Here is a 16,576-nt window from a genome sequence, read left to right as displayed (position 1 = left end):
GTCAATTTTGATCGTCAGGACACCCTGGGCTGCCGATCTGACGACGAAAGTTCAGCTCCACTGAAGCCTGTTCCAGCCCAACTGGAACATCGTGCGCGACTTTGCGCCAATGGAATTCAGTGGAGTTGGAATTTCTTCTAGCGTCACGACGCCGGGAAGCCTCCCGCGCGCTCGTGCGTAGCCACGGCTCAGCGAGCGCAGATGCCGTCGCGTGCTAGGGTTTCGCGGCGCTGAGCCCACGCTTCGCACGTCGATATCACCATGTCGGACAAGGCCCTCTACGTCGGCTTCGACCTCGGGACTACCAACTCCGCCGCCGCCGTGTTCGACGGTGAGCAGACGAAGGTGGTCCGCAACAGCCAAGGCAGCAACCTGACCCCCTCCGTCGTCCGCATCGACGGGCAAGGACGGATCAGCGTGGGGGCCCGGGCGCGGCGCTTCCTCGAGCGCGACCCGAGCAACACCCACAGCGAGTTCAAGCGCCTGATGGGCACGGGCAAGGCCTTGCGCTTCCCCTCCGCGGGGCTGGACAAGCGGCCGGCCGAGCTCGCGGCGCTGATCCTCGAGTCCCTGCGCAAAGACGTGGAGGACCAGTTCGGGGTCGCCCCGCGCAAGGCGGTGATCTCGGTCCCCGCGCTCTTCGAGCTGCCCCAGAGCGCCGCGACCTCCGAGGCCGCCAAGCTCGCGGGCTTCGAGTCGATCGAGCTGCTGCAAGAGCCGATCGCCTCGGCTCTGGCCGCGGGCTGGAGCGCCAGCGACGACAGCGGGGCCTGGCTCGTCTACGACCTCGGCGGCGGCACCTTCGACGCCTCCTTGCTCGAGACCACCGACGGCTTCCTGCGCGTGGTCGGCCACGACGGCGACAACTTCCTGGGCGGGCGCGACTTCGACTGGGCGATCGTCGACTGGGCCATCGCGCAGATCGCCGACCGCGAGGGCGTGGAGATCAGCCGGGCCAACCCCGAGCACGCCAGCGCCGTGCAGGCCCTCAAGCAGGCCGCCGAAGAGGTCAAGATCGAGCTCTCGCGCAGCGAGGACGCGCTCATGGTCCCCGCCCGCGCGCTGGTCGTCGGCGACGACGAGGTCGACGTCGAGCTCGAGCTCACCCGCTCGATCCTCGAGACCCTGTGCGCCGGCCTGGTCGAGCGCTCCGTCGAGGTCTGCCGCCGGCTGCTCCGCCAGTCCCGCGTCGAGCCCGAGCGCCTCGAACGCATCGTCTTCGTCGGCGGGCCCACGCTCACCCCCTTCTTGCGCGAGCGCGTCGGGGCCATGCTCGGGGCGCCGATCAGCGAGGGCCACGACCCCATGACCCTGGTCGCCCAGGGCGCGGCGATCTACGCGGCGACCTCGGGCCTCGACGCCCGCCCGCCCGCCGACGCGAGCCAGCCCAAGATCCTCGGCCGACGCCTGTGGCTTCAGTACCCCGCGGTGTCCTCGGACCTCGCCCCTCACGTCGTCGGCCGCGTCGTCGACAGCCCCGGCCCTCGCCCCGCCCGCCTCGAGCTCCAGCGCGGCGACGGCCTGTGGACCAGCGAGTCGACCACCATCGACGGCGAGGGCGGCTTCGTGATCGGCGTCGAGCTGCTCCCGCGCAAGGCCAACGTGTTCAAGCTCGTCGCCAAGGACGCCGAGGGCGCGGCCGTGGCCGTGGATCCGCCGACGATCACCATCGTCCAGGGCGTGACGATCAGCGACCCCCCGCTGTCGCGGACCATCGGCGTGGCCCTGGCCAACGACACCGTCCGCACCTACTTCGAGCGCGGCACCCCGCTGCCCGCCAAGCGGACCTTCACCCACAACACGGTCGAGTCCGTGGCCAAGGGCAGCGAGGGCTGCGTGCTCAAGATCCCCGTGGTCCAGGGAGAGTTCGACCGCGCGCACCTGTGCCGCCTGGTCGGCACCCTCGAGATCCCCAGCGAGGGCATCACGGCCAGCTTGCCCGCGGGCGCCGAGGTCGAGCTGACCTTGGAGCTCGACCGCGGCGGCCGGCTCTCGGCCCGGGCCCTGGTCCCCAGCCTCGACCAGGTGTTCGAAGAGGTCGCCCACCTGCTCGTCCCGGCCGCCGATCCCGAGGTGCTCTTCGCCAGCGCCGAGGCCATGCGCGCGCGCCTGGGGCAGCTGCGCGGCGACGCCTTCCGCAGCGGCACCCCGGCCATGCTCGGGATCCTCGATCGCGTGGAGCAGGGCCTCAGCGAGGTCGAGCGCGACCTCGAGGCTGCGCGCGGCGGCAACGAGGACGCCGGCCAGCGCGCGCGCCGAAGCCTGATCGAGCTCGACGCGGAGCTCGAGGAGGTCGAGCAGAGCAAGCGCTGGCCGGAGCTCGAGGAGCGCAAGGTTCGGACCATGACCTGGGCGTCCTCGTGCATCAGCCAGTACGGCACCCCGCGCGAGCAGAAGCTCTTCGAGGAGGTCGCCGACGCCATCGACCGCGCGGCCAAGGAGCACGATCCCCGCGAGCTCCAGCGCCAGCTTCGCCTCGCCCGCCAGCTCGGCGAGACCGCCTGGTACCGCGACCCCGGAACCTGGGAATACCTGTTCGAAGACGCCGCCTCCCAGGCCGACGCGGCCAGCGACCTGCCCCTGGCCCAGTCGCTGATCCGCGAAGGTCGCGAGGCCCTCGGCCGCCAGGACAACGCCAGCTTGCGCCGCGTCACCGAGCGCCTTTGGCGACTGCTCCCCGCCGACGCCAAGACCCGTCGGGCCTCCTTCGACTCCGGGGTACGATAGCCGCGCCCCTTCACCCCTCCGGTCCCCATGTCCGGCAAGCAGCACCTGGCCTCGAACCCCTTTTACGTGCTCGGCCTGCGCAGCGACTGCGAGCGCGCCGAGGTCGAGCGGGCGGGCGCCACGCTCCTGGGCATGCTCGAGCTCGGCCTGAGCGCGGCGCTGCGCTACCACAGCCCCCTGGGCGAGCACACCCGCACCCCGGAGCTCGTCCGCGAGGCGATGGCCGAGCTGCGCGACCCCGAGCGCCGCCTGCTCCACGAGCTGTGGGCGACCCTCGAGCTCCCCGCCAGCAGCGAGCCCGGCGTGGAGACCTCGACGGCGCCGGCCGACACCAGCGACCCAGACACCAGCGACCCAGACACCAACACAGCCGCGTCCTCGCAGGCACAGCAGGGCGAGCCCACGCCTTCGCCCGATCTCGCCTCGACCCCCTTCCCGGCCCTTGCGACGCTCGGCCTCGAGAGGGGGCGGCGATGATCCCCGTATTCATCGCCAGCCTGCTCGTGCTCCTGCTCGCCCAGGCCTCGTCCGCGTCGCGTGGCAAGTCCGCCGGGGGCTCCTCGGCGGGCGTGAGCGCGGGCGCGGTGATCGCCCTGGCCGTGTGGCTGAGCCTCGGCCCGCTCTTTTTGGCCGAGCTCTCCGCGACCTACCGCGCCCTCGCCAGGGGCCAGTGGCGCGAGGCCGTCGAGGCCCTCCCCGTGCTGGCGCTGTGCGCCCTGACCCTCTTCCCCTGGCCGATCACCCGGCTCGTGCTGATCCCCATGGGCTGGCCGCGCCTCGCCTGGGCCCTGACCCGGCTGAGCTTTTGGATCTGGCGCGGCGACGTGCGCAACGGAGCGGCCGTCGCCGCGGCCTGGGCCGCCGCGCGCAAGCCCGAACCCAGCCCCGACCTGCTCGCGTGGATCGAGCGTCGCCGAGACGCCCTCCCCAGGCCCGGCACGGTCCGCTGGCGCATGGGCGGATCGGGGATCGTGGCCACGGGCATGCTCGCGGCCGCGCGCAACGACCGGGTCACGGCCCGGCGCATGCTGCTCAGCGTCGACGCCCTCGACGACGCGGCCTCGCCCAAGCGCGCCCTCGTGCTCACCTGGGAGTGGCTGTGCGCCGAGGCCGTCGAGCGCGGGGCGTGGCGCGAGGTCGCCAGCTTGGCCGCCAGCGCCCCCGTCCGCTCACGGAGCACCCGGCTGCTCGCGACCATCGCCGACCGGCTGCTCGGCAACGCGCCCACCCCGAGCGACGCCCAGCTCTACTGGCGCTGGCTCCTCGCCCCCCACCGCCTGGCCACCCACCCGCTGCTCACCCTCGCGCTGACCAAGCCGAGCACCACCGGCCCCAGCGAGCGCAGCGCCGGCGCCAGCCAGCTCCCCGATCCCCCGCTCCCGCCCCAGCGCGACAGCCTCGCCTTCGCCCTCGGCCTGCACGCCTTCACCCTCGGCCGCGCGCCGGAGCAGCTCGACGCCGCCGCGCTCGACCGTCTGGGCGCCGCCTGGGACCGCGCCTTCGCGGATCCTGCCCTCGCCCGCCGCCTCGTCACCCGCGGCCTCGCCCTGCGCGTCCAGGACACCGGCCCCACCCTCGCGGCCCTGCGCCAGAGCGTGCGCGGGGATCTCCTCGCCCTCGTGCGCCGCGCCAAGCTCGGCCCTGGCAGCCTCGACGCCCAGGGGGAGACCAGCGAGCTGCTCTCCCAGGCCGTCCGCGAGCTCCACGCGCAGGTCCTCGACGGCCTCGAGATCGCCGTGGGCGCCCTCGACTCGCGCGTCTCCTCGCACCGCGAGCTCCCGCCCATCGACGAGTGGCTCGGCTTCCTGGCGATCCGAGAGCAGTATGCCGAGGCCGCCTCCCTGGGCGGCTCCAGCCTGCGCCGCCTGGCCTTTCAGGAGGTCCACAGCCCGCTTTGCGACCTCGCCGTGTGGCTGTGGAACGAGCGCAGCGAGCGGGCCCTCGGCAACGCGATCTTCCAGTGGCTGCTGACCGAGGCCATCGCCGTCGACGACGCCGAGGCCATCCGCCTGCAAGAGCGCAACGTCGGCTGCGGCCTGTGAGCGCCCCCGGCTCAGCCCGCGCGCACGGCCGAGAACACCAGCAGCGTCACGTAGCCGACGTAGAGCGCCGCGAACACCCCGCCCTCGACGCGGTTGATCCGCCCGCGCTCGCGCACCGCGATCGAGAACAGCATCAGCAGCACCGTCAGCCCGAGCATCACCGCGTAGTCACGAAAGAGCAGCGCGCGCTCGACCTCTCCAGGATCGATGAAGGCCGGGAAGGGCAGCACCGCGAGCAGGTTGAAGGCGTTCGAGCCGAGCACGTTGCCGATCGCCATGGCGTGCTCGTCGCGGATGGCCGCGGCCACCGAAGCGGCGAGCTCCGGCAAGCTGGTACCCACGGCGACCACCGTGAGCCCGACGATCAGATCGCTCACCCCCAGGGCCGACGCAATCGACGACGCCCCCCAGACCACCCCACGGGACGAGCCGACCAGCAAGACCAGGCCCACGCCCAGCCACAGCCCGGCCCGGCCATAGCCCATCGAGGGCTCCCCCACCTCGTCCTCCTCGCTCGCCGCGCGCCCGCTGCGGATCGCCCGGATCAAGAAGAGCACCAGCACCGTGACCAGCACCGCCCCGTCGAAGGGACCCAGGTACAGATCCCAGAGCAGCGCGCCGGCCACCAAGGTGATCACCAGGACCACCGGCATCTCTCGCCGGACCACCTCGCGGTGCAAACTGATCGGCTTGATCAGCGCCGAGACCCCGAGCACCAGCGCGATGTTGGTGATGTTGCTGCCCACGGCGTTGCCCATGGCGATGCCGCCAGACCCGTCGAGGGCCGCCGTCGCCGAGACCAGCATCTCGGGCGCGGAGGTCCCCAGCCCGACGACCAACATGCCGACCAACAGCGGCGACACGCCCATGCGCCGCGCCAGGCTCGAGGCGCCGAGCACGAAGCGGTCTGCGCCGAACACCAGGCCAACGAGCCCGGCGACCACGGCGAGCGCTGCGAAGACGAGGCCCACGGCTGCGCAGCATACGTCATGGCTCAGCTGCCCGCGCAGCGCATACTTTCGAGAGCTTCCGCACCCCCACCTCGGGACTGGCAGCCCGTGGAGAAACCCTGCGCGGCCGCGAGCACATCGCGAGGCACGGATTGACCCTCGGGCCCCTCCCCTTCCGCCCTCGACATGCTATCCACCGGCCCGATGAGCGCACGAGGAGAAGCGCGCCCGGGGATCTCGGTCGTCATCCCGGTCTTCGACGAGGTCGACTCCCTCGAGGAGCTCTACCAGGGCGTGACCGCGTCCTGCGAGTCCATGGGGCGCGGCCACGAGATCCTGTTCGTCAACGACGGCAGCCGCGACGGCTCGGATCGCAAGCTCGACGAGCTCGCCGAGCGCGACCCTCGGGTCCGGGTCATTCACTTTCGCCGCAACTTCGGCAAGTCGCCGGCCCTGGCCGCCGCCTTCGAGCGCGTCCGCGGTCAGGTCGTCATGACCCTCGACGCCGACCTCCAGGACGACCCGGCGATGATCCCCGACTTCGTCGAGCGCATCGACGCCGGCGCCGACCTGGTCTCGGGCTGGAAGAAGCGCCGCCACGACCCGATCGGCAAGACCGCGCCCTCGAAGGTCTTCAACTGGATGGTCCGCCGGCTCAGCGGCATCCCCCTGCGCGACTTCAACTGCGGCTTCAAGGCCTATCGCATCGAGTGCATCCGCGAGCTCTCGGTCTACGGCGGCTTTCACCGGTTCTTGCCGGTGCTCGCCGGAGCCAAGGGCTTCCGCATCGAGCAGCTCGTCGTCAACCACCGCCCGCGCAAGCACGGCGTCAGCAAGTTCGGCGTCAAGCGCTTCTTCGACGGCATCCTCGACCTGCTCACGGTCCTGCTCGTCACCAAGTACCGCACGCGCCCGCTGCACTTCTTCGGCCTGCCCGGCATGATGCTCAGCGGCGTCGGCGTCAGCCTGCTGCTCTACCTGACCGTGCTGTGGTTCTTCGGCCAGCCCCTGCACGAGCGCCCGCTGCTGACCCTGGGCGTGCTCCTGACCATCACCGGCTTTCAGTTCCTCGGCTTCGGCCTGCTCGGTGAGCTGCTCGTGCGGACCACCATCACCCCACGCGAGATCTACTCGATCCGCGGGACCCACGAGCGCATCCCTCCGCTCGAGCGCATCGCCGCCCCCGACGACCTCACCTCTCAGGACGGCCCGCGCATCATCGACCCCTCGGCCGACACCCGCCGCGACCTCCCGGTGGTCCCTCCCGAGGCCGTCGCCCAGACCGCGGCCGCCTCCCAAACCCCTCCCACGCCCTCGACCCCCGAGGACGCCTGACCTCAGAGGAGCCCGTGGTGACCGCGACCAACGTCGACGAGCGCAGCTCGAATCAAAAGAAGCACGAGAGCCAAAACCCGATCCAGCGCGCGCTCATCGACCGCTTTCACGAGCAGGCGATCCGCATGGTCGGCCTCGCCAAGCCCGCCTCGATCCTCGAGCTCGGCTGCGGCGAGGGCTACGTCCTCGACGCCCTCGTCAAGGGCGGCGTCGAGGCCGAGCTCAGCGGCGTCGAGCTCGACGGAGCCGCCGTCGCCAAGGCCCAGGCCCGGCTCGGCGCCGCCGCGACCGTCGAGCAGCAGGACGCCCGCAAGCTCGCCGCCGACGGCCGCCGCTTCGACATGGTCATGATGCTCGAGGTCCTCGAGCACATCCCCGAGCCCGAGCAGATGCTCCCGATCATCGAGGCGCTCAGCAACCAGTGGCTGCTGCTCAGCGTCCCCTGGGAGCCGATCTTCTGCGCCCTCAACTTTGCCCGCGGCAAGAACCTCAGCCGCTGGGGAAACGACCCCGACCACGTCAACCACTGGACCAGGCGGGGCTTCGCCAAATTCATCGGCGAGCACTTCGAGATCATCGAGCGGCCCGGCGTCTTCCCCTGGACCATGGTGCTCGCGCGCAAGCGCGGCTGAGCCTGTCAGCCCCGCGACTACGACTGGGGCCGAACCATCAGCCCACCGCGCGCGTCGATTTCGGCGCGCAGCAGCGTGCGCTCGCGGATCATCACCTCTCGGACATGATCCCGCAGGCGCTCGGCGTCATGGTCGAAGTCCCGCGGCTCGACCGGATCCAGCACCTTCACGACCGGGAAGATCATCTCGTCGATGGTGAACACCCAGCTGCTCCGCGGCAGCGTCTCGCGCACCCCCTCCATCAGCACCGGCAGCACCGGCTTGTCGGCCCGGCACGCGAGCACGAAGGCCCCGATCTTGAACGGCCGCATCTCCCCGGTCTCCGAGCGCGTCCCCTCGGGGAACATCGCCACCGTGTTGCCCATGGCCAGCTGCTCCTCACAGCGGCGCATCATCCGGTGGCGGCTGTTGGGATCTCCGCGCTTGATGCCCACGTAACCAGCCATGGCCATCATCCACCCCAAAAAGGGCACGCCAAAGAGCACCCGCTTGGCCACCCAGCGAAACTGCTTGCGCAGAGAGAAGAGCGCCAGGATGTCGCCGCTGGACTGGTGGTTGCAGACCAGCACGTAGGCCTGGTCGTCACGCATCTTCTCGCCGTCTTGGACCTGGATCCGCCACAGCGACGCCCGCTGTAGATGGTTGGCCCAGGTGTAGGCGTACCAGTGCGAGAAGCGCCGCCGACGGTCGAAAGGCGTGATCACCAGCCATGGGATCGCCACCGCGAACCAAAACACCGTCAGGCTGGCCACGAGGTAGCCCCAAAACCACAGCGAGAAGAGCTTCATGCGCAAGGTTGGTTGGGGCTCGGCTTCGCTCATGCGCGCACAAACCTTGCCAGGATCCCGGGGGCGATGTCGAGCGATGAGCGGGTCTACGAGTGAACTTCTGGGGTTTTGGCTCACCGAAGGGACGCGGGTTGGGGGGATGTTGGCTCGTTTCGGCGGCTTTACAGTCTGGGGAGGCTGTGACTTGGGTGTGGGGTGGGCGGCTTAGTTCGGGACGTCTGCGCCTACGTAGCCCGCTTCGCCCACCACCGCGTTCCGCGGCTCTCCGTCGATGTCCGTCTTCGGATCGCCCTCTGCCCACGTAGCGAAGGTTGCTAGCTCGGCGGGTGCGTTCGCCGTGAGGTGGAAGTCGCCGTTGGCGAAGTCCGTGAACCAGTTCGAGTCCTCTCCGAAAGGCTCGGACGCGTCTGCCTCCAGGAATACCTCTTCCATAGAAGCTCCTTCACAGTCTATCTCTGGAGCAGCGCCCAAGTTTACAATAAACGTCTTTTTCACACTCGACCCGTCCCCTCCGCTCCCACAAGAAATACCATTTGCAGAACCTCCCAAACCTGCACCTATCGTCGAGTACAAAATATCAAACGTCGCCAACCCAACACTCACGGCATCCAACGTCCCTCCGCCAGAGTTCGCAGAGCTCACAAAAGAGTCCCGAACATATAGGTACCCATTATCGACAACAATAGGAACATCATCACTCTTCGCCGCCCATATGTGCGTCGCATACACGGACGAACCCGCATTCGAAATCGATATCGCAGAATCCAGTGAATCCAAAAACTTCACACCATCAACAAATAGCTTTGCCCCATTCCTCGCCTCCAACGACGGGACCGTACCTTCATTCCTCCACACAGGCTCTTCTCCTTCCGCCCCCACAAACGCCAAAACCATCGCGCCCGAAACATCCACAGACTCTTGATACCCCCCGTCCGTCATCTCATGCAGCACAATCACCCCATAATCCCCAACATCCTCAACCGCCGCCCCAATCGTACAAAACGGCACATCCTCCGTCCCCCAGCTACTTGATCAGCGTCAATTATTTTTTCCGATTGGCGACGATTATTCCTGCCGGTGCGAGACTTGCGCGTCCCCGTGCACGGCGACCTCGCGCGCGGGGTAGTTGTCGTTCGGGCAGTTGTCGCAGCCCGGTGTAGTTGTCGTCGGGCGTCAGCCCTTCTTGCGCCCCTTGGCCTTCTCGGTCCGGTAGCTGGACACGTTGAATTCCAGGATCACCGAGTGGTGCACGAGCCGGTCGATCGCGGCCGAGGTCGCCATCTTGTTGTTGAAGATCCGGTCCCACTCGCTGAAGACCAGGTTGCTCGTCAGCGCCGTCGAGCGTCGCTCGTAGCGCTCGGCCAGCAGGGTGAAGAGGACCTCGGCCTCCTCGGCCGACTGCTTGACGTAGCCGATGTCGTCGAGGATCACGAGCTCGAAGTTGTCGAGCCGACGCAGCTTCCGGGGCAGCTCCAGATCTCGCTTGGCCGCGAGCAGCTCCTGGATCAGCGAGTAGGTCGGCGTCCACAGCACCGAGCGGCCCTGCTCGACGAGGGCGTGGCCGAGGGCCGCGAGGGCGTGGCTCTTGTCGACGCCGGGCAGGCCGAAGGCCAGCACGTTGATCGCCTCGTCGAGGAAGTCGCCGGCTTGCAGCTCGCGGAGCTTGCGGACCACCGGTCGCGGCAGCCGCTTGTCGTCGAGGGTCTCGAAGGTCTTGCCGACGCTGAGCTTCGAGGCCCGGCGCAGGCGAGCGACTCGGCGAGCGTGGCGGGCCTCGGCCTCGAGGTCCAGGACCTCGGCGATCGTCGCCAGCGCTGGCTCGTGGCCGTCGGTGACCAGGCGCGGGACCAGCTCCTCGGCCGCGCTCGTCAGCTTGAAGCTGCGCAGCAGCGTGGTGATCTGCTCGGCGTGGGCGGGGGGTCGAGGGTTCACGCCGCACCTCCGAGCAGCTCGTCGTAGACGCCCAGATCGGGCTCGCCGACCTCGAGCTGCGGGACCTCGGACTCCGTGGGCTGGACCCGCTGCTTGACCGTCGCGTAGTCGAAGGGCGCGCCGGCCTCGAGCAGCTGCGCGAGTTCGGCCTCGACCGTCGACTCCATCGTCATCGCCGCGAGGTGCAAGATCCTCACGTAGTCGACGTGGCCGCGCCCGGGTCGAGCGCGCTCGAGCGCGTCGTAGGCCCGGCGGAAGATCAGCGAGGGGTACAGCTCCTCGCGGAAGCAGTAGTTGGGGAAGGCCCCGGGCTTGCGCACCAAGGAGGCGATCACGTGGCGGTAGTCGATGCGGTGCGCGCCTTCGCCTCGCAGCCGCGGGAAGGTCTCGACCACCTCACCGCCGTAGCGCAGCTCGACCTCGTTGGCGTGCAGCCGGACCTCGACCTGGTGGCCGATCAGCTGCGAAGGCACCGAGTAGATCCGCCCCCGCACCTTGATCGTGCTCCAGCGCCGGACCTTCGGCGTCTCGGTCGTGTAGGTCGGCACCGGCTTGATCGGCAGCGGCCTCAGCAAGGGGCTCTCGAGCTCGAGCTTCGCCGTGACGTGCTGGTTGTGCTCGCGCTCGAGGGTCTGCTGGACGAAGCGCTCGTAATCCTCGACGCTGGCGAAGTCCCGGCTGCCCCGCAAGATCAGCGCCTGCTTCAGCAGCTTTTTGGTTCGCCGATGCCGGACCTCGACCGCGCCGTTTTCGTGCGACTTGCCCACGTTGATGCGCCGGACCGTCTCGATGCCCAGATGCGTGCACGCGTCCGCGAAGCGCTTGTTGAGGCTCCGGCCCCGCGCCTTCTTCAGCTCGTGCGTCGCCGCCGACATGTTGTCGAGGGTCAGCTTCCGCGGCACCCCGCCCAGGGCCCACAGTGCCCGCTGGAGCCCCTCGACCAGCGCCTCGTAGCTCTCCGACAGCGCCACGCAGGCCCAGGTCCACGCGCTCGCGACCAGGACCAGCTCGAAGAGCAGGTGGCGGAAGGGCTCGCCCGCGATCGTCACCTGCAGCTCGTTGCAGTTGGTGAAGTCCAGCGCCGCTTCCTCGCCGGGCGGGTGCTCTTGCTGGAAGTAGACCTCCTTGTCTGGTCCGTGCAGCGCTCGCCAGTCCCGGACCCGCCGCTGCATCGTCCGCAGCTGGCCCTGGTTGAAGCGCTCGGGCTTCTCCTCGATCAGCTGCTTCAGCAGCGTCTTGGCTTCGAGCTCGCCCTCCTTGTCCCGCTCGAGCAGCGGGACGATCTTCTCCTCCCACACCCCCTCGAAGGGATTCTTGCGCGTCCGCCAGTGCCGCGGCTCCTTGGTCTGCGAGGGCAGTGGCCCGCTCTGCCACTTCCGCGCCGACCTCACGCTCATTCCCGCCGCCGCTGCTGCGGCCTGCTGTGTCTTGCCTTGGTTCATCTTGCTCCGTAGCAGCCGTACTTGCTCGTCCGTGACCACGTGGGGGCTCCTGCTCCCCAGCGTCCCACGCGCGTTCTGGCTGGCTCGGACCGGCAGGTTTAGTTGTCGTCGACCGGCAAAAGTTATTGTCGTCGATCACACCTCCGCTGGCGCTCTGCATGAAAGCGTTCCGGACAGCGCTGCTCCCAAGGCGAAGCCAAAGCTCAGGGTGAAAAGCTTGCGCGTCTTCATGCCTCGAGTGTCCGCTCCAGGCTCGGCCTCCGTCAAGCCGTACCTGCCCGTCTTTGCTGCCTCGTGCCTTCGTCGACAAGGATGCCCGCCCCAGCCTGGCACCCTTGCCGGGTACAGGCGGGGCCTCAGGAGAACCCGCCTGCGGCTTCAGGCTCTACCTCAGTTCGGGACGTCCGCCCCTACGTAGCCCGCTTCGCCCTCCACCGCGTTCCGCGGCTCTCCGTCGATGTCTGTCTTCGGGTCGCCTTCTGCCCACGTCGCGAAGGTTGCTAGCTCAGCCGGCGCGTTGGCCGTGAGGTGGAGGTCGCCGTTGGTGAAGTCCGTGAACCAGTTCGAGTCCTCTCCGAAAGGCTCGGACGCGTCTGCCTCCAGGAATACCTCTTCCATAGAAGCTCCTTCACAGTCCATCTCTGGAGCAGCGCCCAAGTTTACAATAAACGTCTTTTTCACACTCGACCCGTCCCCTCCATTTTGACAATATACACCACTTGCAGAGCCTCCCAAACCTGCACCTATCGTCGAGTATGCAATGTCGAATGTACCTGCCGTTACACTCACGGCATCCAACGTCCCCTCCCCTGCACTCACAAAAGAGTCCCGAACATATAGGTACCCATTATCGACAACAGAGATGGGAACACCATCACTCTTCGCCGCCCATATGTGCGTCGCATACACGGACGAACCCGCATTCGAAATCGATATCGCGGAACTCGACGAATCCAAGAACTTCACACCATCAACAAATACCTTTGCCCCAAACCTCGCCTGCAGCGATGGAAGCACACCTTCATTCTCCCACACAGGTTCTTCTCCAACCGCCCCCACAAAAGCAATGCCCTCGCCACCTACAATATCAGCAGACTCCTCATAAGACGCCCCCGTCATCTCATGCAGCACAATCCCCCCATACTCCCCCACATCCTCAACCGCCGCCCCAATCGTACAAAACGGCACCTCCTCCGTCCCCCAACTACTATCACTACACCCACCATTATCCCCATCCACATGCACCGCCTCCCCTTCAAAACACTCCCCACTGTCCAGCTCACACGCCCCACTTGCACACTGCGAGTGCTCCGTACACGCCACACAAACCCCTCCATCGCACACCGGCGCCTCCGCCGTGCACGCGCTCACGTCTTCCTCCGTGCACACCACACACTCTCCGCTTCCCTCCTCGCACGCCGGCGTCTCGGGGTACTCCGAGCTGCAGCTCACGCTCTCTCCTTCCCCACACCCCACGCAAGACCCTGCCTCGCACAGCGGCGTCGCCCCTCCACAGTCTGCGCTCTCCTCACACTCTCCTCCCGTCGTCTCCGTCCCCGACGTCTCCATCCCCTCCGTCGTCTCCATCCCATCCGTCGTCTCCTCCGTCCCCTCCGTCGTCTCTCCGCTCGTCTCCGCTACCTCTTCACACTCTCCCCCCTCCCGTCCTTCGCACAGCCAGCAGTCCAACGGCGGCGCCGTCTCGGTGCATCCATCCGACAGCACCTCCAGCTCTCCGCTGCACGTCCCGTCCGTGCAGTAACCCACCTCCCAACCGTGCTTCGCTCGGCAACCTTCGTCTCCCGCTGGCTCCTCCCCGTCGAAGCCATTCGAGCAGTCCACCTCCGCTGGCGCTCTGCATGAAAGCGTTCCAGGGAGCGCTGCTCCCAAGGCGAAGCCAAGGCTCAGGGTGAAAAGCTTGCGCGTCTTCATGCCTCGAGTGTCTGCGCCAGCCTCGGGCGTCGTCAAGCCGTACCTGCCCGTCTTTGCTGCCTCGTGCCTTCGTCGACAAGGATGCCCGCCCCAGCCTGGCACCCTTGCCGGGTACAGGCGGGGCCTCAGGAGAACCCGCCTGCGGCTTCAGGCTCTACCTCAGTTCGGGACGTCTGCGCCTACGTAGCCCGCTTCGCCCACCACCGCGTTCCGCGGCTCCCCGTCGATGTCTGTCTTCGGATCGCCTTCTGCCCACGTCGCGAAGGTTGCTAGCTCAGCCGGCGCGTTGGCGGTGAGGTGGAGGTCGCCGTTGGTGAAGTCCGTGAACCAGTTCGAGTCCTCTCCGAATGGCTCGGACGCATCTGCCTCCAGGAATACCTCTTCCATAGAAGCTCCTTCACAGTCTATCTCTGGAGCAGCGCCCAAGTTTACAATAAACGTCTTTTTCACACTCGACCCGTCCCCTCCGCTCCCACAAGAAATACCATTTGCAGAACCTCCAAAACCTGCACCTATCGTCGAGTACAAAATATCAAACGTCGCCAACCCGACACTCACAGCATCCAGCGTCCCCTCTCCTCCACTAACAAACGAATCACGAACATATAGGTACCCATTTTCGACAACAATAGGAACATCATCACTCTTCGCCGCCCATATGTGCGTCGCATACACGGACGAACCCGCATTCGAAATCGATATCGCAGAACTCGACGAATCCAAGAACTTCACACCATCAACAAATACTTTTGCCCCCAGGCTTACACGCAGAGACGGAAACACTCCCTCATTCTCCCACACAGGCTCTTCTCCAACCGCACCTACAATTGCCACACTGACACTCCCGCCCGCGAATTCAAAAGATTCCTCATACCCCCCGTCCGTCATCTCATGCAGCACAATCACCCCATACTCCCCCACATCCTCAACCGCCGCCCCAATCGTACAAAACGGCACATCCTCCGTCCCCCAGCTACTATCACTACACCCACCATTGTCCCCATCCACATACACCGCCTCCCCTTCAAAACACTCCCCACTGTCCAGCTCACACGCCCCACTTGCACACTGCGAGTGCTCCGTACACGCCACACAAACCCCTCCATCGCACACCGGCGCCTCCGCCGTGCACGCGCTCACGTCTTCCTCCGTGCACACCACACACTCTCCGCTTCCCTCCTCGCACGCCGGCGTCTCGGGGTACTCCGAGCTGCAGCTCACGCTCTCTCCTTCCCCACACCCCACGCAAGACCCTGCCTCGCACAGCGGCGTCGCCCCTCCACAGTCTGCGCTCTCCTCACACTCTCCCCCCGTCGTCTCCGTCCCCGACGTCTCCATCCCATCCGTCGTCTCCATCCCATCCGTCGTCTCCTCCGTCCCCGACGTCGTCTCTCCGCTCGTCTCCGCTACCTCTTCACACTCTCCCCCGTCCCGTCCTTCGCACAGCCAGCAGTCCAACGGCGGCGCCGTCTCGGTGCATCCATCCGACAGCACCTCCAGCTCTCCGCTGCACGTCCCGTCCGTGCAGTAACCCACCTCCCAACCGTGCTTCGCTCGGCAACCTTCGTCTCCCACGGACCCGTCGCCGCCGAAGCCGTTGGCGCAGTGGTCTGGGGTGGGGACCACACACGAAATTGTCCCCGGGAGCACGAAGCCCAAGCCAAAGCCGAGGCCCAAGATAAGAAGATGGCGCGTGTTCACCTCTCGAGTGTGGGCGCGCTCGTCGATGTGCGTCAAGTCAGATGGGGATCCTCGTTGGCCACCAGTCTGAAGTCTCGAGTTTGTCGCAGGACTTCGAAGTCGCAGGACGACGCCCGCGCCATATCGGGCCTACTGCGAGGTCGGGGGTCGACGGCTCGCAGCGGCTGAGAAGGCAGCTCGTGGTCGACATCACCACGGGCTGTTCTTCATGGCTCAAAAGGAGACGCCGAGGCCGTCCCAGCGGACGCGCGCGCTCTCGCGCGAGCGTGCCTTTTTGCGTTTACTTACGTCGATGGCGATCATGACGACGCCCGCGACTAGCGCGGCGCCCCCTACCGCCAAGGCGGCGTAGCCACCGGGCCGATAGTCCCGCGAGTCGATCGGACGCTCGGGGATCTCCTCGATCCCCTTGACCAACAAACCCGCGCCGGCGCCGACGCCCGCGAGGCCGATCACGCCCACGCCGATGCCCGCGAAGCCCAGCGGCCCGATCGCCTCGACTTCCTCGCCGCCCTCTCGACCGCCATCGCCCTCGGCTCCGTCTCCGCCAGCTTCGGCTCCCGCCTCTGCGCCGCCGTCGCCTGCGGGCGTGCGATCGGCCTGCGACTCGGCGGCGAGCTCGAGGAGATCGTCGAGCACCTTTTGAACCAACTCGACCAGCTCGGTGCGCGTGCACAGCTTGCAGTCGGACTGCCGCGCGCTGCCTGCGACGATCTCGTCGTCCTGCTCGATCGAGAAGCCCACGACGTAGCCGGGGTTCTCGGGATCATCGAGACGCTCGATCGCCACGACGATCACCGGATCGAGCTCGTCGATCGGCTCTTTGAGGCCCTCGGCGTCGAAGGCCACCTTGGCGTCCTCCTCGATCTTCGTGGCGATCGAGGCACCGTCGGAGCCAAGCTCGTCGACGTCCACGCGCAGACCTGCGCGCTTGGGGCTCGCTTCGGCCAGCGCCTCGAACACCACCAAAGTCGGCGCCGGAGGCTCGGCCGCTCTGAGCAGCGCCGGCGCGCCGAACAGCCCGACGAAGAGAGAGGTCGCACAGAGGATTGCGACGCCTTGACGCGTCACCTTGGGTCGGTCGAGGGGAGCTCG

13 protein-coding genes are annotated in these 16,576 nt (G+C 67.4%); 5 read left to right on the top strand and 8 right to left on the bottom strand.

The window, feature by feature from the left end; all coding sequences use genetic code 11:
* Window positions 1-261 precede the first annotated feature (261 nt).
* The 3 genes from G6O69_RS21700 to G6O69_RS21690 are packed head-to-tail and all read left to right on the top strand — an operon-like array spanning window position 262 to window position 4,769.
* Complete coding sequence (locus G6O69_RS21700; protein ID WP_172305421.1) at window positions 262-2,727, top strand: Hsp70 family protein; 2,466 nt, start codon at window positions 262-264, stop codon at window positions 2,725-2,727.
* Between the two features lie 27 nt (window positions 2,728-2,754).
* Window positions 2,755-3,204: a hypothetical protein gene (locus G6O69_RS21695; RefSeq protein ID WP_172305420.1), complete on the top strand. Its 450-nt coding sequence runs from the start codon at window positions 2,755-2,757 to the stop codon at window positions 3,202-3,204.
* On the top strand, window positions 3,201-4,769 hold the full coding sequence (locus tag G6O69_RS21690; protein WP_172305419.1) for a hypothetical protein: 1,569 nt from the start codon (window positions 3,201-3,203) through the stop codon (window positions 4,767-4,769). Before G6O69_RS21695 ends, G6O69_RS21690 begins: the two co-directional genes overlap by 4 nt.
* A gap of 11 nt (window positions 4,770-4,780) precedes the next feature.
* On the opposite strand, the gene G6O69_RS21685 is transcribed toward G6O69_RS21690, so the two are convergent.
* Complete coding sequence (locus tag G6O69_RS21685) at window positions 4,781-5,740, bottom strand: calcium/sodium antiporter (RefSeq protein WP_172305418.1); 960 nt, start codon at window positions 5,738-5,740, stop codon at window positions 4,781-4,783.
* 183 nt (window positions 5,741-5,923) lie between these two features.
* Here G6O69_RS21685 and G6O69_RS21680 point away from each other — a divergent pair, with 183 nt between their 5' ends.
* Together G6O69_RS21680 and G6O69_RS21675 are read left to right on the top strand one after the other, a co-directional pair.
* A complete protein-coding gene (locus G6O69_RS21680) occupies window positions 5,924-7,054 on the top strand; it encodes a glycosyltransferase (RefSeq protein WP_255215841.1) in 1,131 nt (376 codons plus the stop codon).
* Window positions 7,055-7,071: 17 nt separating this feature from the next.
* Complete coding sequence (locus tag G6O69_RS21675) at window positions 7,072-7,686, top strand: class I SAM-dependent methyltransferase (RefSeq protein WP_172305416.1); 615 nt, start codon at window positions 7,072-7,074, stop codon at window positions 7,684-7,686.
* A 17-nt stretch (window positions 7,687-7,703) separates the two neighbouring features.
* On the opposite strand, the gene G6O69_RS21670 is transcribed toward G6O69_RS21675, so the two are convergent.
* The 7 genes from G6O69_RS21670 to G6O69_RS21640 all read right to left on the bottom strand — a co-directional run bounded on the left by G6O69_RS21670 (window position 7,704) and on the right by G6O69_RS21640 (window position 16,552).
* Complete coding sequence (locus tag G6O69_RS21670) at window positions 7,704-8,507, bottom strand: lysophospholipid acyltransferase family protein (RefSeq protein WP_172305415.1); 804 nt, start codon at window positions 8,505-8,507, stop codon at window positions 7,704-7,706.
* 171 nt (window positions 8,508-8,678) lie between these two features.
* Entirely contained in the window at window positions 8,679-9,425 is a 747-nt protein-coding gene (locus tag G6O69_RS21665) for a hypothetical protein (RefSeq protein ID WP_172305414.1), read from the bottom strand.
* Between the two features lie 222 nt (window positions 9,426-9,647).
* Entirely contained in the window at window positions 9,648-10,406 is a 759-nt protein-coding gene (gene istB / locus G6O69_RS21660; protein ID WP_172305413.1) for an IS21-like element helper ATPase IstB, read from the bottom strand.
* Window positions 10,403-11,848, bottom strand: coding sequence for an IS21 family transposase (istA, locus tag G6O69_RS21655; protein WP_172305412.1), 1,446 nt, complete (start codon window positions 11,846-11,848; stop codon window positions 10,403-10,405). The genes istB and istA overlap by 4 nt, the downstream gene beginning before the upstream one ends.
* A 390-nt stretch (window positions 11,849-12,238) precedes the next feature.
* The gene (locus tag G6O69_RS21650) at window positions 12,239-13,780 is read right to left on the bottom strand and encodes a hypothetical protein (RefSeq protein WP_172305411.1); all 1,542 of its coding nucleotides are present in this window, start codon (window positions 13,778-13,780) and stop codon (window positions 12,239-12,241) included.
* Between the two features lie 159 nt (window positions 13,781-13,939).
* Window positions 13,940-15,517, bottom strand: a complete 1,578-nt coding sequence (locus G6O69_RS21645) for a hypothetical protein (protein WP_172305410.1) — start codon at window positions 15,515-15,517, stop codon at window positions 13,940-13,942.
* Between the two features lie 177 nt (window positions 15,518-15,694).
* The gene (locus G6O69_RS21640; protein ID WP_172305409.1) at window positions 15,695-16,552 is read right to left on the bottom strand and encodes a hypothetical protein; all 858 of its coding nucleotides are present in this window, start codon (window positions 16,550-16,552) and stop codon (window positions 15,695-15,697) included.
* Window positions 16,553-16,576 lie beyond the last annotated feature (24 nt).

It is taken from the genome of Pseudenhygromyxa sp. WMMC2535 (assembly GCF_011083025.2).
This window is presented reverse-complemented; position numbering and strand designations above follow the sequence as displayed.